Here is a 21,784-nt window from a genome sequence, read left to right as displayed (position 1 = left end):
TTGGCATCGAAGCGGAGGATTTATCAACTCATTATTGCGATTTACGCACCCTTAAATACCATTCACACAACAATCGTACTTGTTTGGGGGTGTATCCTTTTTCCACCATCCGTGCGATAAATTCTTCATGTTTCTTCTTATCTTCCTCAGATGCTTTTGCGTTAAAAGAAATCACAGGAAGTAAATCTTCGGTATTGGTGAACATTTTTTTCTCAATAACCGTACGCAATTTTTCATAACTATTCCAGCGTGGATTGTTGCCATGGTTATTGGCGCGCGCTCTTAACACAAAGTTGACGACTTCGTTGCGGAAATCTTTGGGGTTTGAAATCCCGGCGGGTTTTTCTATCTTCTCAAGTTCTGAGTTCAGGGCTGCACGGTCAAAAATTTCTCCGGTATCCGGGTCGCGGTAATCTTGATCCTGGATCCAGAAATCAGCATAAGTGATGTAGCGGTCAAAAATATTCTGACCATATTCTGAATAGGATTCAAGATAAGCGGTTTGGATTTCCTTACCTATAAATTCAACGTATTTAGGTGATAAAAATTCTTTAATGAAGGTCAGATATTTTTCGTGCACTTCTTGCGGAAATTGCTCTTGTTCAATTTGGCGTTCCAGCACATAAAGCAGGTGCACGGGATTGGCTGCGACTTCGGCATGATCAAAGTTAAAGACTTTTGATAGGATTTTAAATGAAAAGCGCGTGGAAATTCCGGTCATGCCTTCATCAACGCCGGCAAAATCACGGTATTCTTGATAGGATTTTGCTTTAGGGTCCGTATCTTTCAAGCTTTCGCCATTATAAACGCGCAACTTGGAGTATATGCTTGAATTTTGCGGTTCTTTCAAACGCGTTAACACAGAAAATTGTGCAAGCATGTCCAGAGTTCCCGGTGCACATGGAGCATGGCTTAAGGAACTGTTATCAAGCAATTTTTTATAAATTTTAATTTCTTCGGAAACGCGCAAGCAATAAGGAACTTTAACGATGTTAATACGGTCAATGAATGCTTCATTGTTTTTGTTGTTGCGGAAAGTTTGCCATTCTGCTTCGTTTGAGTGGGCAAGTATGATGCCTTCAAAAGGAATGGCAGACAGACCCTCGGTAGGATTGTAATTCCCTTCCTGGGTTGCGGTTAATAAAGGATGCAATACTTTGATCGGTGCCTTAAACATTTCCACGAATTCCAGCAAACCGCGATTGGCGCGGCAAAGTCCGCCGGAATAACTGTATGCATCCGGATCATCCTGCGAAAATTCTTCCAGCTTGCGGATATCCACTTTTCCCACCAGCGAAGAAATATCCTGATTATTCTCATCACCAGGTTCTGTTTTGGCGATGGCAATCTGCTTCATACGCGATGGTTTAACTTTGATAACCTTGAATTTATTAATGTCACCGTTGTATTCGTGAAGGCGTTTAATAGCCCAAGGGGACATCACGTAGCGCAAATAACGCTTGGGAATACCGAAGCGTTCAAAAAGTAATTCCCCATCTTCATCCGGGTTGAATAAGGAAAGTGGTGAATCGAAAACAGGTGAACCTTTAATTGCATAAAAAGGTGTTTTTTCCATCAAATCCTTGAGTTTCTCTGCCAAAGAAGATTTACCGCCGCCTACAGGCCCCAGTAAATAAAGGACTTGTTTGGTTTCTTCCAAGCCCTGGGCTGCATGTTTTAAAAAACCAACGATTTGTTCAATGGGTTCTTCCATGCCATAAAAATCATTAAATACAGCATAACGGTGAATGATTTTATTGGAGAAAATTCTGGACAAAACAGGATCGTGGCGGGTGTCTACCAATTCTGGCTCGCCAATCGCCATGAGCAGACGCTCGGCGGGGTTGGCATAAGCAGAAGGATCGGTACGGCATAACTCAAGGTATTCATCCAGTGACAATTCTTCCTCTTTGTTATCCACGAAGCGGCGCGTGTATCCTGCCAAAAAATCTTGCGTATTCATAAGTTATTCCCCTATTACTCATCCCTAACGGATGACAATACCATAAAAAATATGCTTTGGGTGATGGTTGAATATGCTAATTTTCAATACTTTTATTTTTATAGCGGAAGAATAAAGAATTCTTTTCACTGCAAATCCTTTTCTTTTTTCTATTTCACTGATAAAAGCATGATACTTATCACTTATTTTGAGTATAGCTAGTAATTTTAATTATTTTTCATAATCGCTTAAAAAGTTGTTATATACAGGAACGACACCATGCCCAAGACTATTTATCGCAAAGATTATCAACCGCCTGTTTTTTCCGTGGAATCCGTCGCGCTGGATTTTGATTTATACGACGACCACGCGCTGGTGACGAACCAAATGCAGTTGAAACGGCAGCGGGAAGGGGGATTGCATTTATGTGGCGATGAACTTGAATTATTGAGTATCGCCATGAACGGCCAGGGGCTTGCGGCGGATGCATACGAATTGCGTGAGGGAAATCTTATCATCCCGGTATGCCCTGATGAATTCAGCTTATCTATCGTCACGCGCATCCGTCCACAAGATAATACGAGCCTGTCAGGCCTTTACCGCTCCAGGCAAATGTTTTGTACGCAATGCGAAGCGGAAGGGTTCCGGCGCATGACCTTTTATCCAGACCGGCCGGATGTCTTAAGTATTTTTACTACGAAAATTCATGCTGACAAACGTCAATATCCTGTACTGCTTTCCAATGGTAATTTGGTTGCATCTGGCGATGAGGCGAATGGCAGGCATTGGGTGCTATGGGAAGATCCGTTTAAGAAACCGTCTTACTTGTTCGCATTGGTTGCTGGAAATTTAGTCCAAATTTCTGATGAATTCATCACAGCCTCCAAAAGACGGGTTGATTTGCATATTTTTGTTGAACCGGGGAACGAAAATAAATGCCAGCATGCCATGGATTCTTTGCAGAAAGCCATGCGTTGGGATGAAGTAGAATACGGTCGCGAGTACGATCTGGATATTTTTATGATCGTTGCAGTAAGTGATTTCAACATGGGTGCCATGGAAAATAAAGGATTGAATATTTTCAATTCCAAATACATCCTGGCTCGGCCTGATACGGCAACCGATGTGGATTATGCCAATATAGAAGGTGTGGTTGGCCATGAATATTTCCATAACTGGACTGGAAACCGGATCACTTGCCGCGACTGGTTCCAATTAAGTTTAAAGGAAGGATTAACCGTGTTTCGTGATCAAGAATTTTCCCGGGACATGAATTCACGTGATGTAAATCGTATTTTAGATGTTAAGGTATTGCGCAACACGCAATTTCCAGAAGACGCTGGTGCCATGGCCCATCCGGTGCGCCCTGAATCTTACCAGGAAATAAATAATTTCTACACCGCGACGGTTTACAATAAAGGTGCCGAGGTCATTCGCATGCAACAGACGTTGCTGGGCAAAGAAGGGTTTCGCCGCGGCATGGATTTATATTTCGCCCGGCACGATGGGCAGGCAGTTACTATTGATGATTTTGTTGCAGCTATGGAAGATGCAAATGCAGTCGATCTTACGCAATTTAAGTTATGGTACAGCCAAGCCGGTACGCCGGAAATCGCCGTAAAAAGTGATTATTGTAGCGGGGAATTGACCCTAACATTGGCACAAACATGCCGTCCCACGCCGGAATGCAAGGATAAAAAACCATTCCATATCCCCATACGCATTGCGCTATTTGACGAGCAAGGCAAGCAAATGCCGCTTGCTACGCAAGTATTGGAGTTGCGGGAAAGGGAGCAAACATTTACGTTTACCGGGTTGCAAAGCCGCCCCATTATTTCCCTGTTGCGGGAATTTTCATCCCCCGTTATTTTAAAGCAAATTCAGTCACAAGAAGATTTACTGGCACTGTTGCAGTTTGAAACGGATGGATTTGCAAAATGGAATGCCGCCCAATGTTTGGCTCTAAATTGCGTGCAGAGTTTTTATCGCTCGGCCAAAGAGCAATGGTGCATACCGGAAAATTTGATTAAAGCGTATCGGTTCGTATTACAAGATAGCGACCAAGATGCTGCATTGCGCGCTGAATTGTTAAACCCGCCTGGTTTTGAGGAAGCTGCAGCTGAATTGGCGGCGGTAGACGTTGGTTTGTTGGAAGAGGCTCGCGATTCCTACCGTGCCCAATTAGGGGCGGCCCTTTTTGATGACGCTTGGCAGTGTTACGAAGTTTTATGGCAAGAAGAAGATCATGCGATGCACGGGGTGGCGTATAACCGGCGTAAATTGCGCAATATTTCCTTGTGGCTGCTGATGAAGGGAGATGAAGCTCGTGCCCTGCACCTTTGCCATGATCAATTTGTTAAAGCGCAGACGATGACGGATCAAATTGCCAGTTTAAGTTTATTGGTTAATGCAGAGCATGCGGAGATGCGCGAAAAAGCGCTCTCTGCTTTTTATGCACAATGGTCGCATGATGATTTGGTTCTTGATAAATGGTTTGTCTTGCAGGCTACAAGCGAATTACCAGGGACTTTAGAGCGGGTGAAAAAATTGTTGGCCCATCCTGCATTCAACATGAAAAATCCGAATAAAGTACGCTCTTTAATTGGCGCTTTTAGTCAAGGCAATCCTCGTCATTTTCATGCCGCAGATGGAAGTGGGTATGTATTTTTAACCGATATGTTGTTGCAAATAGATAAATACAATCCGCAAGTTTCCGCGCGGTTGGCTACGCCGTTTACGCGCTGGCGCAAGTTTGCTGCAGACAGACAACATTTGATGAAAGAACAATTGCAGCGCTTGTCTTCGCTGGATTTATCAAAAGATTTGCAAGAATTGGTAGAGAAGAGCTTGCAAGATTAATTTTAAGGCAACAACATGCAGAAAAAATGTTACGCTGTGATGGGCAACCCGGTGGAGCATAGCTTGTCGCCGTTTATTCACCAGGCATTTGCCAGGCAAGTTAAAATTGAATTGATTTATGAAAAAATCAACATCAATTTGCCAGATTTTGCCGCGCAAGTGCGTGATTTTTTTAGAGCAGGCGGTAACGGTCTTAACATCACATTGCCGTGCAAGCAACAAGCATTCACCCTTGCCCACATCGCTACCCAAAGATGCCAGACAGCAAAAGCCGCCAATACGCTTTGGATGCAAAATGGAGCGCTGCATGCGGATAATACCGACGGTATCGGATTAATACGCGATTTGCAGCGCCACATGGACGTGGAAAATAAAAAAATCCTGCTGCTGGGAGCGGGTGGCGCAGCACGCGGCATCATTGGTAATTTATTAGCTGCAAATCCTGCAAGGTTTGTGATTGCCAATCGAACTTTTGCGAAAGCAGAAATGCTTAGCCTTGAGTTTCCTTTATTAAAGCCTTTGCATTTTAATGAACTTGATGAAGGGTTTGACTTGATCATCAACTCCACGGCAGCAAGCCTTGAGGGAAGCAACATCGCCTTGCCTCCTGTGGTTTTCAGCACTAAACCGCTTTGTTACGATTTGGCTTATCAGGCGCATGGCCAAACCCCATTTGTAATGTGGGCGGTTGCACAGCAATGCGAAGGCCGGGATGGGTTAGGCATGCTGGTCGAGCAAGCCGCCGAAGCTTTTTACATTTGGCATGGAGTAAAGCCTGCAACCAAGACTGTTCTCGAAGAATTAAGAAGTCGACAGGTGCAGCGACTGCAATAAATGATTAGGAAAAAAATTTCGTCACCGTAGTGGCAGAAGCCATGGTATCGTGATAACCCAAGTCAATCAGTTCGCCTGTGAATTCTTTTTCAAATAATAGAAAACTCAGTAAGTCGCCTGAATGGCGTTGTGCCCCCAACGCATTTAACAAGAAACGCAATAATCCCGGCATGGCATGGTATTGGGTTTGCGCTAAAGCAGAGACATCAATGCTGGGACGTAAATGCAGCGTCTCAATGGGCCGCCAGGGTGAATGGCGTTTTTTCCACATGGATAGCAGGCGTGCGATGTCATTCATACGATTGACCATTTCAATATCGCGATCCAGGTTATCCAAAAATAATCCGTTTAACATGTTTCCTAAAATATGGGCAAAGCCGATGTCGCCGTTGCTTAATTTTTCCGGTTCGGCAAAGACAGGGAATTGCCGGGTACCCAAAATTAAAATTTTTTCGACATTAAAACGTACGGCACCACGTAAGGGTGCCACCAGGCCAATGCTGCCATCGCCATAGTGGCAGCCGCCGATGCGAATGGTGGGAAAGAACAAAGGTAGTGCGCTAGAAGCTAGAATGTGTGGCATGTCCATGTCAACCCGCTGACTGATATGGCGGGGATAATGCCAATCTGCAAATTCAGGTTGATGGTGCTGGTAGAACGATATGGTTTGTTGTGTTTCATAACAAATACTCATCACTTCCATGGTTTCTAGATAATGGTTGGCGATGTTGCTTTTTATCCGTGCGAAATCAATGTTGGCTCGAATTAGTTCATGCAGAGGGGCTGTATCAAGCAAATGTCCGGTCTGACGTTGGCGGATGATGATACGGCTTAAATTTTTTACAACGGATTTGCCTAGTTCATAATTACTGGTATTAAAAATATCCTGACAACGGATTTCCCGCCATAAAGTTTCAAGCTTGTCGATGGCAGCCGGAAAATCATCCGCATGCTGAGCAATGATGGCAGCATTAATGCTGCCGATGCTAACGCCGCTGACCATGCTAAAAGGCAGGGTTTTTGCTTGCAATATATGGGAAATTGCCTTTAAGACCCCGGCTTGATAGGCGCCGCGTGCCCCACCTCCGGCTAAATAGAGCGCATTTTTTGCCATGGTGCTCAGAATAAATGTCCAATATGAAAAAATATAGATGAGAAGAGGGGGGGCTGGCAAGAAATGGCTGAGAAAATTTATTAAATTATCAGCTTGTTACATTTCAATTCCGTTTTTTTCGCCAACAAAAAACGACTTCAGCTTTTCTTAATGTTTACTTGCTAAAATATAAAACATACATGCGAGTAATTTATCATGGTTATGCAGGAAAAAATTGAAGATACCCTGAATTTAAATGAAGGCTTACAAGATAAGCTCCTGTCCTCATTGCGAGAAATGAAAAAGGGCGTTGCTTTTACCGGGGTCGTTCGTAAAAAGAAGTCCTCATTACTGGTGACCTTGTTAAAAAAAGTTACACCTGTTGCCGGCGATCTGGCAGGCAGTGCAAATGATACAGGGACAGCAGTGACCCAGCTCCTGCAAATCGGTGGGGTTTTTGCACATTCCGCAAAAGAAGCAAAAATCCTATCCAATGGTTTTCATTATGGCTCATTAGTATTATCTGCTTTGGATTTTATCCGCGTACCTGCGCTGTATTTGGCATCGTGGATTGCGGGTGAGAAATCGCAAGTTACTTTATCCAAAAATGCACGTTGGCTCTATTCAGGGGTTTTACTCGGTTTGGCGATTGCGGCTGCTGTGTTTCCAACGGCAGCAGTTCCCATCGCCATTGCCAGTGCTTCCTTAGGTCTGGGCGTCAGTATTTTTTTAGCTGCCCGGTTTGTTTACAAGAAAATTGAACTGCACTTTAATATCAAGGCTGCTAAAAGCCGGCTCCAGGTAGAAGAAGAAAAATTTATCGACATTCAAAATCAAGCCGCGCAGAAAGAACAGGAATTGTTAGGCAAGTTACCCGAGGAGCGCATCCAGGCATTGTCTTTGGAAATTGAATCCTTGCAAAAGGATTATACAAAACAAAAGAAAATCGTTCAGGGTTTACATAATAAGGTTGCCACTCTTGAGCAACAACAGCAAGCCAAAGGTATCGGCGCTTTTACTGATAAGCTGGTAGGCGTGGGGGTGGGTTCTTTGGCACTACTTGGCATTACCTTAAGCTTATTTTTTCCAACCGTGGGAGTTAGTATTCTTGCAGCCAGCGCAGGATTGGGCGGTTTGTATTTACTGGGCCGCATCACTTATACCGTTGGCCGTGCGCTCATACCTTGGGTCATCACACAAGCTAAATCCTTGCAGCAACGCTTACAAGGCTTAATTGCAGCGGATGCAGAACCTAAAGCCTCGTTAAAGAATAGTGAGCCGCTGCAGGCAACCGTCACAAAAGATTCAACCTTGGTTATGCTAGGCAAGTTGTCTCCCACTGCTGCGGTTGCCCAAACGGAAGATAGCCTTCAGTTATTCAGGGAGCATGAGGAGTGGTATGAAGATGATTCAGACGAAGAAGATAAAGAGGGCAATAATATCGATGCAATCGACAAAGAAACAGTTGAAGAAGATGATGTGGTTGAATCAGTAGAGGGCAGAAACGATGACGAAGAAGGCATAATCCAAAAAACCACGCTGTGACTATGCTAGCATACTGTATGCCTATGCATAATTACCCATTTACAGTGCGTCAATAATTTCACCTCGCCGCAGCAACAGCGAATCCTACCGCTTTCCCCATGCTGCAATATGTTCTTAACGGAAATAATTATGTATAAATTTTTTTTAAAATTTTAATAAATTACTGTACAATAAGGTTCTTTTTTATTCTTTAGCTCATTATATGGGCAAGTGGTTGCATCCACTCAACCAAGTCAGGCGATAACGATGAAACTGGTGGCATTAAGTGAAAAATCGCAGGAGTTAATTGGCAGCATTAGGCAACAGACAATTAGTGATAGCGAAACTCAGCAAGATTTCTTCCAACCATTTGGGAGCAAAGAGAAAATCTTCAGGCATGAATTAGTAGCCTGGCTAAAAACCAGCCCGCAATATCCTGTAACCCTTCGCTATAAAATGGAATCTTTGCGTGCTGCTCTGCTGGAAGACTTGCATGGTTCCTTCCTTGAAAATGAGGAAATTGATAATACAAATGAACTGCCTGCCCCTTGGTATAATAAGGTGCAATTCGTCGCTTTGCTTATTGCCGGCACAGTTTTGGCAATATGCGAAGGTTTTGATGGCATCGCTGCTATTTTAGGGATGTTCGAAGCTGTACCTTCTTCCGTTATTTTTATTGCCGGTTTAGCATTTTCTTTCTTGTCGGTGGTGGTATTTTATGGGTTCGATTTATTAGCCATTTCCTCGAATCTAGGGGTGAAATTACAAGAATCGTCTCAATTAATCGATGTCTTTTTAAGGCAAATAGAGCAAATAAAATTACTAAGAAAAAAAATTGATGAGTATTATCCCAAGGTGGAGCAATTATCAGGGGAAGATGCATTAAATGAGTTAAATAGCTTAAAAGAAATGATTGCCATGCTCAAACATCGCTATAAAAGCATGGATGAGGCGCGCGAAATATACGAAACCAGATTGCACGCACCGCATATTCGAATCATGAAGCTTGTGATTGCGGCAGTTACCGGCGTCCTCTTTTTTGGCGGTGGATTTTTTGCAGGGCAATCTTTGGCTATGGCCATTGCTGGTTTTTTTGTGGCTTCCGTGGCGCCTACTTTCTGGCCTATCCTTTTAGTCAGCGTGGCGGTGGGACTTGCTGCTTTGTATACTTATTGGTTTATCGAACGCCCGGGGCTTGAAAATTTGGTGGGGCGCTGGTTTGGTCTGGATCAAGAAAAAATTGATGCCTTGGCAGATGAAGCAATAATAGCCCATCAGCTGGCAAAACTTGAGAAATTGGAAAGAAAACTTGACCAGCAAATAAACCATTGCCAAGAAGTCAGCACCTTAAAGCAAACTATTCAAACATTAACCCCTACAGAAACACCATTGCTGCAATCCGGTAATGAACAAAGGGGCAGCAATGTTATTCCTCTTTCGCCGCGGTTAAAGGGCGCTGGTTTTTTTACTCCACTCCCAAATCAAGAAAAAACCGCTCAGGAAGACTTAAGCGCTATAAAAACATTGCAATAGTAAGATTTAACCTAAACACCAAGTATATTTTTTACGAAAGGAATGGTTATTTTGCGTTGCGCGATCAGAGATGCTTCATCGAGGCGGTCCAGCAATGTTAATAAGTCATGCATGTTGCGCGCACAGCGGTTTAATAGAAATTGCCCAACATTGGTCGGTAAATCAAACCCTCGCTTTTGCGCGCGGGCGATTAAAGTATTAATTTTATTGTCATCGCTTAATTCGTGAAGTTGCAATGCAAGCCCCCAGCTCAAGCGTGAGCGTAAATCTGGCAAAGAAATGGGAGTGTGTGCCGGCGAATGTTTTCCTGACATAATTAATACGGCGCTTTCATTATCGCGAACTCGATTGTATAGATGGAAAAGAGCTTCTTCCCAAGCACGGTCTTTTGCTATGGCATCGACATCATCAATACAAATGAGTTTTTGTTCTTCCAAACCATCAAGTACTTGCGGCCCCCATTCTTTTAAGAGATTTAAAGGCAAATAAATGGCGGCATGCGATTTGCTAGCGTGACAACATGCTTGCAAAAGGTGGGATTTTCCGCTTCCCTCTGTCCCCCATAGAAACAGAAAGCGTTCGTTGTGGCTTTGCATGATGGCTGTTATGTGTTGCTGCAACAAAGGATTGCCTTCCCAACAAAAATCCGTAAGAGTTGCTTCATCATTCAGTTGAATTGCCAGGGCCAATTGTCGATTCATGTCTGTGAGCCAAACAACGTGTTAATAATTAATCAAGCCTCGGGATGCCGGCTTAGATAAGCTTTTCTTCCCCAAGTCCAAACATAGTCAATGTAAGTGGCGGCAGTCGTAAAAGCCGTGAATAAGACTAATATTTCCGTGAGGTAGGGTGAAAAGTTAAAATAAGCCAACTCAAAAAGACAGAGAGTTACCAGCAGTAATTGCAAGGCCGTATTGAGTTTACTTAAAAAAGTAGGATTAAAACTAAGCTTGCGCTGAATAAGCCAATACCAAGCCAATACGCCAAAGGAAATAGTTAAATCTCGTAAGAAAACTAATGCGACTAGCCACCAGGTTAATTTACCGATTAAAGCCAAGGAAATAAAGCTAGATGCAATCAAGAGCTTGTCAGCCAGCGGATCAATAAAGGAACCGAATTTGCTTTGCCAGCGAAAATGTCGGGCAAGCCACCCGTCCAAGCCATCGGTGAGGCCTGCAGAAAGAAAAATATAAAAAGCACCGTCATACTCTTGTTGATAAAGAAATACCAAAAATGGTGCAATCAAAACCAAGCGAGCAATGGTCAGGGCATTAGGTATGTATTGTAGGATCATGGGGTAAAACGGTAATGCATATATTGTTTTCAATCAAGATAAATTATTCTAATTTTTTTTAAAAAAGCCAGGTTTTTATAAACAGGTGCAAAAATTCTTTGTGTGGTAAAAATAATGAAATCCTTATATAAATTTGGTATGGCAGGTAGGGAGTGATACAAACAGGCATCGTTTGTAAAGCTTAGCAGTGCGTCTGCATTCCCATGCTAACCCATCACGCATCTGCGGCCTGTTTTCACGAAATATACATTGCCCCGGTTTTAAATCGCATGTGTAAGCAGATTTAGTTTGGGTGAGATGTTATTTCTCATCATTCTTACGGTAAATTATCGCCGTATTTCCGATCAGTTGTACCAGTTCAGCTTGCAATTGTTCACACAATTCAATAGCCATGGCTTGGCGATCTTCTTTTTCCGCGCCATTAATTTTAACTTTGATCAATTCATGTGCGAGCAGGGCCGCATGTGTTTCCTCAATTACAGCCGGAGTCAATCCCTTACTGCCTATCAGGATAACGGGTTTTAAGTGATGAGCTTTTGCTTTTAAGGTTTGTTTGAATGCGGTATCCACGGTTTCCAATTCCCAAAATGCTTGCAATTGCAAGTTTATTGCTGAAGAAATAATTAAGGTGTTTTTGTCTTTTGAGTAAAATGGTAAATTATTGCACGTTTTGCTGGGAAAAGATAGCGTTTTTCAGTATGATATAAAGGAACTTCCATAACATAATGATGGGTTATGCCGCGCTCCAAAAGCAGTAAACGCTGGTTGCAAGAACATTTTGACGATACTTATGTCAAAAAAGCACAAATCGAAGGCTATCGCAGCCGCGCTGTGTATAAGCTTAAAGAAATTGATCTTAAGGAAAATTTATTAAAGCCCGGTATGACGGTAGTGGATTTAGGCGCTGCGCCTGGAGGCTGGACTCAATACGTAACCGAAAAACTGAAAGGCTCCGGAAAAATTGTTGCATTGGATATATTGCCAATGGATGCACTTGCGGACGTGCAGTTTATTCTGGGCGATTTTCGTGAGGATGAAATCCTGCAAGAATTACAACAAGTCGTGCCGAAACGTGGAGTGGATGTTGTTTTATCCGATATGGCCCCCAATATGAGTGGTGCAAGTGCAATTGATATCCCCCGGGCAATGTATCTGGCTGAATTGGCTTTTGATTTTGCTAGCAACATGCTAAAGCCTGGTGGCGTGTTATTGATGAAGATTTTTCATGGCAGCGGGTTTGATGAATTGATAAAAAATGCACGGCAACAATTTGCACAAGTGGTGATTCGTAAACCGTTGGCGTCCAGGGCACGTTCGCGAGAAACCTATTTGCTGGCTAAGGGCTATAATTTATAGTAACGTTATAATTCTTACGTCGTAAAAAATTACGTCACAAGAGAGGTTAAGACTTTGAACGATATGGTAAAAAATTTATTTTTATGGTTGATTATAGCCATTGTGCTCGTTTCTGTATTCAGCAACTTTGGCCCTCGTCATGCCTCCACTGAAAAAATTTCATACACCCAGTTCCTCAAGGAAGTGGATCAGGGGATGGTCAATTCAGTCACCATTGAAGACAGCAAGGTTATTCGTGGCGTTAATAAAAATAACCACCGTTTTGTGACGTATATGCCCATGCAAGACAGTGCTCTTTTAGGTGAATTGCTAAAAAATAATGTAGATATTAGCGGGCAGGAAAAACAGCAAGAAAGCTTTTTACTGCATCTCTTCATTAATTGGTTCCCTATGCTGCTCCTGATTGGCGTGTGGGTATTCTTTATGCGGCAAATGCAGGGCGGCGGCGGCCGTGGTGCCATGTCATTTGGGCGCTCAAGAGCCCGCCTGCTGGGTGAGGATCAGGTTAAAGTCACGTTTGCCGATGTGGCTGGCGTAGATGAAGCCAAGGAAGAAGTTAAAGAATTGGTTGATTTTTTGCGCGATCCAACGAAATTTCAGAAATTGGGCGGGCGTATTCCGCGCGGCGTTTTGCTCGTGGGTTCCCCTGGAACAGGTAAAACCCTGCTGGCGAGAGCGGTAGCTGGGGAAGCCAAGGTTCCGTTTTTTACTATTTCCGGCTCCGATTTCGTGGAAATGTTTGTCGGAGTGGGTGCATCGCGGGTGCGCGATATGTTCGAGCAGGCAAAAAAACAAGCCCCCTGCATTATTTTTATCGATGAAATTGACGCAGTAGGGCGCCATCGTGGCGCGGGCCTCGGTGGCGGGCATGATGAACGCGAGCAGACTTTAAACCAATTATTGGTAGAAATGGATGGGTTTGAAGGCAATGAAGGGGTGATTGTGATTGCTGCAACAAACCGCCCGGATGTGCTTGACCCCGCGCTGTTGCGTCCCGGCCGTTTTGATCGCCAGGTGGTGGTGCCATTGCCGGATATACGTGGCCGTGAGCAAATTCTCAAAGTGCATTTGGGCAAAGTGCCTATCGATACGAATGTAGACGTTCTTTCCATCGCCCGCGGAACCCCTGGGTTTTCAGGTGCTGATCTTGCCAATTTGGTCAATGAGGCAGCCCTTTTTGCCGCACGTGCTAACAAGCGTAAAGTAGGCATGCTCGAGCTTGATAAGGCCAAGGATAAAATCATGATGGGTGCAGAGCGCCGCTCCATGGTAATGGATGAAAATGAGAAAAAATTGACCGCATACCATGAGGCTGGGCATGCCATCGTAGGTTTGCTGGTGCCGGAACATGATCCAGTTTATAAAGTCACTATCATACCTAGGGGCAGGGCGCTTGGCGTTACCATGTTTTTACCTGAGCAAGATCGTTACAGCCACAGCAAACGCCGCCTGGAAAGTCAATTAGCCAGCTTATTTGGCGGCCGTGTGGCAGAGGAATTGATCTTTGGCGCCGACAGCGTGACGACAGGTGCTTCTAATGACATTATGCGTGCCACCGAAATTGCGCGTAAAATGGTTACGAGTTGGGGTTTATCTAACTTAGGTCCACTAACATTTGGCCAGGAAGAAGGGGAAGTATTTCTTGGCCGTACGGTAACGCAAAACAAGGAAATTTCGGATCAAACCGCTCAGCAAATCGATGAAGAAGTGCGGCAAATTATTGATAGAAACTATCAACGCGCCGTGAACATTCTTACAGAAAATATGGATAAACTGCATCTAATGGCAGAAGGCTTGATTAAATACGAAACGATCGATGTGAAACAAATTAATGAAATCATGTCCGGGAGAGTTCCATCCCCGCCTGAGGATTGGGACAGCGTGAAACTGGATAAAACACCTCCTTCCGGTGATTTTCAGGATAAGGATTCCTCGGTGAAGCTTGCTAAAAAAGCTGTGGATGATCCCGCCCGTGAGCATTGACAGTGTCATCAGCATATATTCTTTCTAGCTAATTTTATTGAGAATAAATTGTGAATAGCGAGCAGTTTCGTCTTTGGTGTAAGGGTAGTACTTTCCCCCCGGTTTTTCCCGCCCAGTCACACAAGCCATTGATCATGGGGGTGCTGAATGTTACTCCGGATTCTTTCTCGGATGGCGGGCGATTTCTTGACCCGATTCATGCTTATGAGCAAGCAATGCGCATGGTTGCAGAAGGTGCTGATCTTATCGATATCGGTGGGGAATCTTCAAAACCTGGAGCAGAGCCAATTTCCGCGGCCGAAGAGCTTAACCGCGTAATGCCGGTGATTGCACGCATACGAGCTGCCAGCGATGTCTGCATGGCAATTGATACCTATAAAGCGGAAGTCATGCGGGAAGCAGTGGCGGCTGGCGTTGGCTGCATCAACGACATCATGGGGTTACGCAGTGAGAATGCTTTAAGTACGGCGGCCACATTGGGCGTGCCTGTTTGCCTAATGCATATGCAAGGGCATCCTCAATCCATGCAAAATAATCCCAGTTATGCCAAGGATGTAGTTGCGGAAATTAATGATTTTTTTAAAGAACGGATGATTGCTTGTCAGCAAGCAGGCATTCCGCCAGAGTATTTGATTTTGGATCCAGGTTTTGGTTTCGGTAAATCTGTGCAACATAATTTAAACTTAGTCAAGCGTATGGCTGAGTTCCACCTGCATAAGCGCCCTCTCTTATTGGGTGTTTCGCGCAAAAGTACGTTGGGTATACTATTGAAAAAACCTGTTTCAGAGCGGCTGGTTGGAGGTATTGCCATTTCTGTATTTGCAGCTTTGCAGGGGGTTACTATAATCAGAACGCACGATGTGGAGGAAACGCGCCAAGCGTTACATGTTGTCGATGCCATTATTAAGGGAGGCATAGAAAAGGAATGAGTCAGCGTAAATATTTTGGTACCGACGGAATTCGCGGCCAGGTAGGTTTATCCAGCATTAATCCTGAATTCATTTTAAAATTAGGTTGGGCGGTCGGCAGGGTTTTGGCAAATGGAGAGCGCAAAAAAGTACTGATAGGCAAAGATACTCGTATTTCCGGTTATATGCTGGAATCAGCTCTGGAAGCGGGGCTGTCAGCAGCTGGAGTGGATGTAAAACTGCTAGGCCCCATGCCCACCCCAGCTATTGCTTATCTGACGCAAACGCTGCGGGCCAATGCTGGAATTGTCATCAGCGCTTCGCATAATTTATTTGAAGATAACGGCATTAAATTTTTCTCGGCAGATGGAAGCAAATTACCTGACAGCATTGAATTGGAAATCGAAGCTGAGTTGGAAAAAAAATTGCAAACCGTACCTTCTGTGCAATTGGGTAAAGCCAGCCGCATCACGGATGCTCCAGGGCGTTACATCGAATTTTGTAAGTCCACTATTCCTTCTTTAACTCGCTTGTCTGGCTTAAAAATCGTCGTGGATTGTGCAAATGGGGCCACTTATCACATCGCACCCAATGTGTTTAGTGAATTAGGCGCTGAAGTAATTGCCATTGGCGATAAGCCAGACGGATTTAATATTAATCAAGGTTGTGGCTCCACTGCTCCTGAAAGTTTGTGCAAACAAGTGGTAGCTACAGGCGCCGACATTGGCGTTGGCTTAGATGGTGATGGTGACCGGGTGGTTCTCGTAGATGCTGAAGGTAATTTAATCAATGGTGATCAAATTATTTACATCATCGCCCGAGATCGCCATCAAAAAGGCTTGCTGTCGGGAGGAGTAGTCGGTACCTTGATGAGCAATTACGGCTTGGAAAAAGCAATTGCCGCTATGGGGGTTTCTTTCTTGCGGGCCCAGGTGGGTGACCGCTATGTACTTGAGGCTTTGAAAGAAAAAAATTGGCGTATTGGCGGTGAATCCTCAGGGCATGTGGTGTGTCTTGACAAAACCACCACCGGCGATGGAATCGTCGCTGCATTGCAGGTATTAGCCATCATGGTGAAGCAGCAGAAAACCCTGCAACAATTGTGCGAGGGAATAACGATGCTGCCGCAGGCACTGGTAAATTTAAAAACCGAGCATGCAGGTATACTGGCTAAACATGCATTAGTTTTGGATGCCGTACAGGCTTTGGATAGAAAATTAAATGGTGACGGACGAGTTCTTTTACGGCCTTCCGGAACAGAACCATTATTAAGAATCATGGTAGAAGGCCAGAATGGTTCGCAAGTACAACATTATGCCAAAGAACTCTGTGCAGAAATCAAACACATTGAAACGCAACTTAAAAACACGAATGCCATCGCGTGACTAAGGCTTTTGCCTTAAGTCGTTTGCGATGGTCTATGGCTGTTACATCAGCAGGCAGCCCCCCGATTTTTTTGATTGAGTTTTAGTCGTTGCATTGGTTTCTTCGCAAGGTTCTGCAAGATCATCAATTTTGGTGAGGGTGTGATGGTATTGGTAGCGTGTGCCGCAAATAATTTTTAAGCTTTCTTCCAGTGATAAAGGTTTTTCCTCCTGGGGGAAGAAAGTTGTAGAATTGTTGTTATGGGGGTGTGATTTACGCAGCGACATAGCTGCATCAATCACCCATGCGCCAGGGATTTCGACTAAGCCGACAACAACACTGGGAAGGCTTTCAGTTTTTTTATGTAATTTGTTATATTCGAAATTCATCACTTTAAACGCATCAAAAATACTTTGATTGATATCAATACCCTGCTCATAGTTTTGTTTTATAAGCTCACCTTGCACTTCGAGTTTTTTTCCCGAAAATTGCTTCACTACATTGGGGGCAATGATCACTTGTTTATTGTGGCCATCAATAACAATTCCATGATAATCAGCGACTTCCAGGCGTTTTACAATAGAACGGCCTAACTCTTTAGCCAAAGAAATGGCAAGGCTTGGCGCTTTGTCCAAGTTGACTTTAAGGGAGCGCTTTTGCACAACGAAGACATCAACCACGTCTTTTTTTATTAAATCAACAAATTGTTGCATTTCATTATTATGTACCATCTTGGTCGCATGAAAGAGGGCATAATCACCATTGGTTAAGCGTGCAAAAACGATTTGGCAAGGACCAAAATCATTGGAAAACAGGAATTTTCCCCGCTTGCATTCTCCAATCCCGACTTCATCACATAAATTAAATTTCGCATCCGAAGCTAATACAGTTTCAACGGCGGCGCGGATAATAAGGTTTTGTAATAGTGGCATTTGTGGGGAGGCCGTTTTTGCCAGAATTTTTTTTAAATTTTCTACCGCACTTTTATTGGGGAAATCATCTGGATTTAAAAGCAAAGGCTCCGCTTCTGCATTAACATAAAAAATCTGCCAATCTGTTTTTTTTATCAATGCAAAAGAATTTGGTTTCAATGGGGAAGGCAAATCGGCGGCAATCGTTAAATCTTCTCGTGCCAATGCATTGACTAGAACTTGCTGCGGTTTTGCCTGCAGTGAATTTTTTTCTTTCGCAGGGAAAGAATGGAAAAAATGTTGTTCTTGGTTCTTAAAATAGACATTTTGCATAAATTTATCCAAAAAGCAAATTGTATAAAAAATATTCAGAAAAATCAATTTTTATATTTTAATAAAAAAAATACAGCTTTTTGGATAGTTTTAAACGGTTTCAAAAATTATTAACAACTGCCTGCAGTTAAAAATTTTAATCATAAGATAGTAAATTTCGTCAATACCGTGGTTGCATTCAGGCAACGTTATTTATGAGGTAACAATAGTCTTTAGTTGTTAACATAGCCGAAACACAGGATTCTAAATAAAATATGATCAGGACTAGAAATTTGTTAAACGATTACAGCAAATTTATTAACTTTTATGCTGGGGATATAAAAGGTACAGGTTATTTGGCATTTAGAGATTTACATAACCTGTTAAATGTAAATTCCGGCAACAAAGCATTAGATCCCTACTCTCTATATATATGTAAATGCTGAATAAGAATTACAATTTTATCTAATTCCCCCAGCATGTAGCCATGCCACATTCATTCCAACTTCTATGTTTCCCTGCTTAGGAAGTATAGAAACATTGTTCATCCGCTTCTATCCATGAATTTCCAAAATTATCGATTGCGAAGGGAGCGAATGATGCATTGCAAATACGGTAGCGGGTGGCGGAAAATCAAACGGCGCAAGATCGATTGCGTTACGGGTATTGGTATCCCGGTAGATGGATGTTCATAGGCATGCACATCTGGATCATTGTATACCTCAACAATGGCCCCTTGAGTAAGCGTGAGTGGGGTATGCAAATCCGGGCAGGCTACTGAGAATTCCACAAGATTTAAATTTAAGACAGCTGCTGCTAATTTAAATAAACGTTTATTTTCTTTACACATAGATTTGTCAATGGCAGTAAAAGAACCTTGTCTATTTTGTTTTACGACGCCAAGAATTTTTCCATAACACACTAAAACCCGGTACCAAGGCAAATGATTGTATGATTCCTCAACGATTACGAATTCCGAAAATTTAAAAAATTTGGCAAGTTGTGCTTTTAATTCAGAGGGACCGTCCGCCAGAAAACATTCATAATTTTCCTTGGTTTTATGAAGTGGTTTTAAAAGTAACGGATATGGGCAATGAGCAAGTTTGTTATTAAATAAACCATCATTAAACTCATTGACATGTACATCAATGGCTTTGGGGACGGGGATATCCGCATTTTCCAATAATTTGTTAACACAATAGTTATTGCGGCTAACATCGGTGCTGACAAACGAGTTGAAGGGGGTTAAGCCTTGATAAAAATAAAAATGTCTGTTGCCAAGAGAAATTCTGCAAGCTTGTATTTCCGGTAATAGTTGTGCTGGCAAATGCAATTTTAAAGCACTTTGATAATAACAGTTAACCTTGTTCATGCAAGATACCCAAAACCATTTTAACTTGTTTCTTATGCTACTGGATTTTTAAAATAATAGGAAAAAATTTGTACTATTATGTAAGTTATGGGGTTTAAGTGAGAATAAAATGCCTGTTACCGTAACACCAACGACCATTATATCCAAACCTGATAGCGCCAGCGTACACTCATCTTTTCTAGGCGCAAACCTTGCAAGTGGTTTTTTCGAAACCATTGGCAAACGAAATAGCCAGGAAGACGCCCTGGCAATCCATCAATTAGATGAAAAATTCGATGCACTCAGCCCGGAGCAAGCCCGGCAGCGCATGTGGACGGCGCTTAAAGTAATTGATCAAGGGGTCCGCGAGCAGCAAATTGAGGATGGTACTACGGTATCAACGACGCTTAGCGATAAAAAAGGCAATTTTATCACAGCGACTTTGGGTGATGCCGTAAGTTTCGCTGTTTTTTATGACCAACAAGGCAAGCCTTTGGGGGTGAAAAGGCTTAATGAGATCACTCATAAACCCGGTGATGAAACTGAACAAAATAGAATCAAAGAAGCTGGGGGTTTTGTTGCAAAAGTCTTTGGGGAATATCGGGTTGGGGGCCGCCTCGCAGTTGCCCGGGCGCTTGGGGATCATGAGTTTACTGGAGTTTGTGCCGATGCCCGCATCGACATTAATAACGTACAGGATCTGGCGGGTGAGCTTAAGCTTGATGTAAAGCAAATTGCCTCAATCCAAGTAATCACCACATGCGATGGTTTTACAGATGGGGCCGGGGCCAATAAGCAGTCAAAAGAAGAACATGAAGCTTATCTGCTGAAATGTTTGCAACATTTAGACGAGCCTGGCTTCCAGTCGCCGGATAAATTATCAAGAAAGCTGGCTTTGCAAGCGACAAAGGATGGTTCAGGGGATAATATTTCCGTTGCCATTGCCAATGTGGGGGAAAACGCATTTGCCTTAGGTGTATTTGATGGCCATGGCGGCAGTGAGGCATCATCTTATGCTGCGGAAAATTTTTCTAAAGTGTTAGATGAGGTGTTTGCATTGAGCGAAGAAGAATACGCCAGGCACCCTCATGGTGTTGCTCAAAACCCTGAAATTTATGCCAGGGATAATAAAACTCCAAGTGTTACTCATAATGATGAAAAGCAGGTTTCTTTGCAGGATAAAAGCACTCTTTTTGACCTTAAGGTGGCAAGAGGGCTTAAAGATTTGGAGGAGGATATTGCCAAGCTTTCGGTGACCCAGGATTTGCCTTTGCTGGGACAATTGTTTGCAATGCGCAAGGATGAGCAAGAGGAAAACCTTCGTATTAATTTGGAGAAACTACGCGATGAAGGTTTAGACAATGCGGCAAAAGTAATTAAATACCAGAATTACATGTATGAAAAAGTGCCCAAAGGCTACAACACCAACATTGGGCTGATGGATAATCTGCATCAACGGTTTACTGATCGTGCTGCGGAAGTTTTGGCGGTTGCGCAGAATTTAAGCCCTGATGCAGAGGCGCAGCGGGTGGGGGCAGACTTGGCTGTGCTCATGCAGCAAAACATAAGCCCACTGGAAAAACTTAAACAATGTGAAAAATATTTAGACGAAACAGCTCCTAACAGTAATAGAAAAAACGGTGATATTTTTAAGGAAGAATACCGCGCTATTAAAGAATTGCAAGATTTAAAAGCGAAGGTGACGGCTGACAATCGAATTTTAGAGAAAACCAAGCGGGAAGAAATAATACAAATTGCACAACAAGCAGCCCAGTTGCTGGAAGGTTCTGCAACTACCCAGGACAAAATTAATGCATACAAAGATTTTCTGGCCCAGTCATCTTCTACTGTAGGTCAGGGATTAACAAATGGCGAGCTCATTAACCGGGAAGTTGAAAAAAACAAAAAACTTAACTGGGCTGTAGATGAGTTGCTTGAGATGACCAATTCTTATATAAATGCATTAAAAAGCAATCATAAGGATGCTAGTCACTTAGCACCTTTGCAAGGAATTTTATATGATCACAACCGCTCTCCTGAAGCGAAAGTCAGGGCATTTTTTTCTCCGGAAAATGAGAAAAATTTTGCCCTTATCAAAGAAGACACAAGTTTGGCAGGACGAAAAGTTTTATTTGGTCTTGCAGTTGTGGGCATTATACTAACCGGTGTGCTTCCGGGGCTTCTGCTTACAGCCACATTTCATGCTTTCGGGTACAAGTTAACTGATTTACTGACAGACCCACCAGGCCCTACGCAAACTTATAAAGAAAAACTGAGCGGAGTAAAAACTGCGTTGGAGCCTTATTTAAATGAGGGTGACATTAGGCCTGACGCAAACAAAGAAGAGCAAGAACTGCCCCAACTAAATAATAAGTAGCCGTAGTGAACTACATCTAAAATAGGGTTTGCTCGATGGAGATATTTTTATCTATTTTTCCACCTTATTTTCAAGCCATGATATTTTCTTTGCTGAAATTGGAAAGCTCTTCGCGGCCTATTTGGCATTGACTACAAACTAG

Annotated in this window: 16 protein-coding genes; 9 read left to right on the top strand and 7 right to left on the bottom strand. The window is 43.1% G+C overall.

Annotation, left to right across the window (positions count from 1 at the left end; all coding sequences use genetic code 11):
• Positions 1 to 31 precede the first annotated feature (31 nt).
• Complete coding sequence (locus ELY11_RS06235) at positions 32 to 1,963, bottom strand: PrkA family serine protein kinase (protein WP_126953412.1); 1,932 nt, start codon at positions 1,961 to 1,963, stop codon at positions 32 to 34.
• Between the two features lie 258 nt (positions 1,964 to 2,221).
• Here ELY11_RS06235 and pepN point away from each other — a divergent pair, with 258 nt between their 5' ends.
• Both pepN and aroE read left to right on the top strand, forming a co-directional pair.
• On the top strand, positions 2,222 to 4,801 hold the full coding sequence (pepN, locus tag ELY11_RS06230) for an aminopeptidase N (protein ID WP_126953411.1): 2,580 nt from the start codon (positions 2,222 to 2,224) through the stop codon (positions 4,799 to 4,801).
• Positions 4,802 to 4,816: 15 nt separating this feature from the next.
• Entirely contained in the window at positions 4,817 to 5,635 is an 819-nt protein-coding gene (gene aroE, locus ELY11_RS06225) for a shikimate dehydrogenase (RefSeq protein WP_126953410.1), read from the top strand.
• A gap of 4 nt (positions 5,636 to 5,639) precedes the next feature.
• Here the strand turns inward: aroE and ELY11_RS06220 are convergent, their stop codons facing one another.
• Positions 5,640 to 6,749 carry a patatin-like phospholipase family protein gene (locus ELY11_RS06220; protein WP_126953409.1) on the bottom strand — a complete coding sequence of 370 codons (1,110 nt, stop codon included), beginning with the start codon at positions 6,747 to 6,749 and terminating at the stop codon, positions 5,640 to 5,642.
• 195 nt (positions 6,750 to 6,944) lie between these two features.
• Between ELY11_RS06220 and ELY11_RS06215 the strand changes: the two genes are divergently transcribed.
• Positions 6,945 to 8,273 (top strand): hypothetical protein, encoded by a 1,329-nt coding sequence (locus ELY11_RS06215; protein ID WP_126953408.1) that lies wholly within the window; start codon positions 6,945 to 6,947, stop codon positions 8,271 to 8,273.
• A gap of 246 nt (positions 8,274 to 8,519) precedes the next feature.
• On the top strand, positions 8,520 to 9,785 hold the full coding sequence (locus ELY11_RS06210; RefSeq protein ID WP_126953407.1) for a hypothetical protein: 1,266 nt from the start codon (positions 8,520 to 8,522) through the stop codon (positions 9,783 to 9,785).
• An 11-nt stretch (positions 9,786 to 9,796) separates the two neighbouring features.
• Here ELY11_RS06210 and hda read toward each other — a convergent pair whose 3' ends face one another.
• The 3 genes from hda to yhbY all read right to left on the bottom strand — a co-directional run bounded on the left by hda (position 9,797) and on the right by yhbY (position 11,649).
• On the bottom strand, positions 9,797 to 10,486 hold the full coding sequence (gene hda / locus ELY11_RS06205; RefSeq protein WP_126953406.1) for a DnaA regulatory inactivator Hda: 690 nt from the start codon (positions 10,484 to 10,486) through the stop codon (positions 9,797 to 9,799).
• Positions 10,487 to 10,518: 32 nt separating this feature from the next.
• A complete protein-coding gene (locus ELY11_RS06200; RefSeq protein WP_126953405.1) occupies positions 10,519 to 11,079 on the bottom strand; it encodes a CDP-alcohol phosphatidyltransferase family protein in 561 nt (186 codons plus the stop codon).
• A gap of 300 nt (positions 11,080 to 11,379) precedes the next feature.
• Complete coding sequence (yhbY, locus tag ELY11_RS06195) at positions 11,380 to 11,649, bottom strand: ribosome assembly RNA-binding protein YhbY (RefSeq protein ID WP_126953461.1); 270 nt, start codon at positions 11,647 to 11,649, stop codon at positions 11,380 to 11,382.
• Positions 11,650 to 11,814: 165 nt separating this feature from the next.
• Here yhbY and rlmE point away from each other — a divergent pair, with 165 nt between their 5' ends.
• The 4 genes from rlmE to glmM all read left to right on the top strand — a co-directional run bounded on the left by rlmE (position 11,815) and on the right by glmM (position 16,711).
• Positions 11,815 to 12,435 (top strand): 23S rRNA (uridine(2552)-2'-O)-methyltransferase RlmE, encoded by a 621-nt coding sequence (gene rlmE, locus ELY11_RS06190; RefSeq protein WP_126953404.1) that lies wholly within the window; start codon positions 11,815 to 11,817, stop codon positions 12,433 to 12,435.
• Between the two features lie 63 nt (positions 12,436 to 12,498).
• The gene (gene ftsH, locus ELY11_RS06185) at positions 12,499 to 14,418 is read left to right on the top strand and encodes an ATP-dependent zinc metalloprotease FtsH (RefSeq protein WP_199737636.1); all 1,920 of its coding nucleotides are present in this window, start codon (positions 12,499 to 12,501) and stop codon (positions 14,416 to 14,418) included.
• A 50-nt stretch (positions 14,419 to 14,468) separates the two neighbouring features.
• Positions 14,469 to 15,347, top strand: coding sequence for a dihydropteroate synthase (gene folP, locus ELY11_RS06180; RefSeq protein WP_233579712.1), 879 nt, complete (start codon positions 14,469 to 14,471; stop codon positions 15,345 to 15,347).
• Entirely contained in the window at positions 15,344 to 16,711 is a 1,368-nt protein-coding gene (gene glmM / locus ELY11_RS06175; RefSeq protein ID WP_127032708.1) for a phosphoglucosamine mutase, read from the top strand. The genes folP and glmM overlap by 4 nt, the downstream gene beginning before the upstream one ends.
• Positions 16,712 to 16,753: 42 nt before the next feature.
• On the opposite strand, the gene ELY11_RS06170 is transcribed toward glmM, so the two are convergent.
• Complete coding sequence (locus ELY11_RS06170; RefSeq protein WP_127032707.1) at positions 16,754 to 17,935, bottom strand: hypothetical protein; 1,182 nt, start codon at positions 17,933 to 17,935, stop codon at positions 16,754 to 16,756.
• A gap of 553 nt (positions 17,936 to 18,488) precedes the next feature.
• Positions 18,489 to 19,286 (bottom strand): D-alanine--D-alanine ligase family protein, encoded by a 798-nt coding sequence (locus ELY11_RS06165; protein WP_126953400.1) that lies wholly within the window; start codon positions 19,284 to 19,286, stop codon positions 18,489 to 18,491.
• 109 nt (positions 19,287 to 19,395) lie between these two features.
• On the opposite strand from ELY11_RS06165, the gene ELY11_RS06160 reads away from it, so the two are divergent.
• Complete coding sequence (locus ELY11_RS06160) at positions 19,396 to 21,642, top strand: PP2C family serine/threonine-protein phosphatase (protein ID WP_127032706.1); 2,247 nt, start codon at positions 19,396 to 19,398, stop codon at positions 21,640 to 21,642.
• The last annotated feature ends 142 nt before the right edge of the window (positions 21,643 to 21,784 follow it).

The organism is Legionella septentrionalis, from assembly GCF_003989745.1.
GTDB lineage: Bacteria > Pseudomonadota > Gammaproteobacteria > Legionellales > Legionellaceae > Legionella_A > Legionella_A septentrionalis.
This window is presented reverse-complemented; position numbering and strand designations above follow the sequence as displayed.

Bases quoted from the DNA above. Each gene is read 5' to 3' on its own strand.
- ELY11_RS06235 (WP_126953412.1), bottom strand. From the start codon at position 1,963: ATGAATACGCAAGATTTTTTGGCAGGATACACGCGCCGCTTCGTGGAT.
- pepN (WP_126953411.1), top strand. From the start codon at position 2,222: ATGCCCAAGACTATTTATCGCAAAGATTATCAACCGCCTGTTTTTTCC.
- aroE (WP_126953410.1), top strand. From the start codon at position 4,817: ATGCAGAAAAAATGTTACGCTGTGATGGGCAACCCGGTGGAGCATAGC.
- ELY11_RS06220 (WP_126953409.1), bottom strand. From the start codon at position 6,749: ATGGCAAAAAATGCGCTCTATTTAGCCGGAGGTGGGGCACGCGGCGCC.
- ELY11_RS06215 (WP_126953408.1), top strand. From the start codon at position 6,945: ATGGTTATGCAGGAAAAAATTGAAGATACCCTGAATTTAAATGAAGGC.
- ELY11_RS06210 (WP_126953407.1), top strand. From the start codon at position 8,520: ATGAAACTGGTGGCATTAAGTGAAAAATCGCAGGAGTTAATTGGCAGC.
- hda (WP_126953406.1), bottom strand. From the start codon at position 10,486: ATGAATCGACAATTGGCCCTGGCAATTCAACTGAATGATGAAGCAACT.
- ELY11_RS06200 (WP_126953405.1), bottom strand. From the start codon at position 11,079: ATGATCCTACAATACATACCTAATGCCCTGACCATTGCTCGCTTGGTT.
- rlmE (WP_126953404.1), top strand. From the start codon at position 11,815: ATGCCGCGCTCCAAAAGCAGTAAACGCTGGTTGCAAGAACATTTTGAC.
- ftsH (WP_199737636.1), top strand. From the start codon at position 12,499: ATGGTAAAAAATTTATTTTTATGGTTGATTATAGCCATTGTGCTCGTT.
- glmM (WP_127032708.1), top strand. From the start codon at position 15,344: ATGAGTCAGCGTAAATATTTTGGTACCGACGGAATTCGCGGCCAGGTA.
- ELY11_RS06170 (WP_127032707.1), bottom strand. From the start codon at position 17,935: ATGCAAAATGTCTATTTTAAGAACCAAGAACAACATTTTTTCCATTCT.
- ELY11_RS06165 (WP_126953400.1), bottom strand. From the start codon at position 19,286: ATGAACAAGGTTAACTGTTATTATCAAAGTGCTTTAAAATTGCATTTG.
- ELY11_RS06160 (WP_127032706.1), top strand. From the start codon at position 19,396: ATGCCTGTTACCGTAACACCAACGACCATTATATCCAAACCTGATAGC.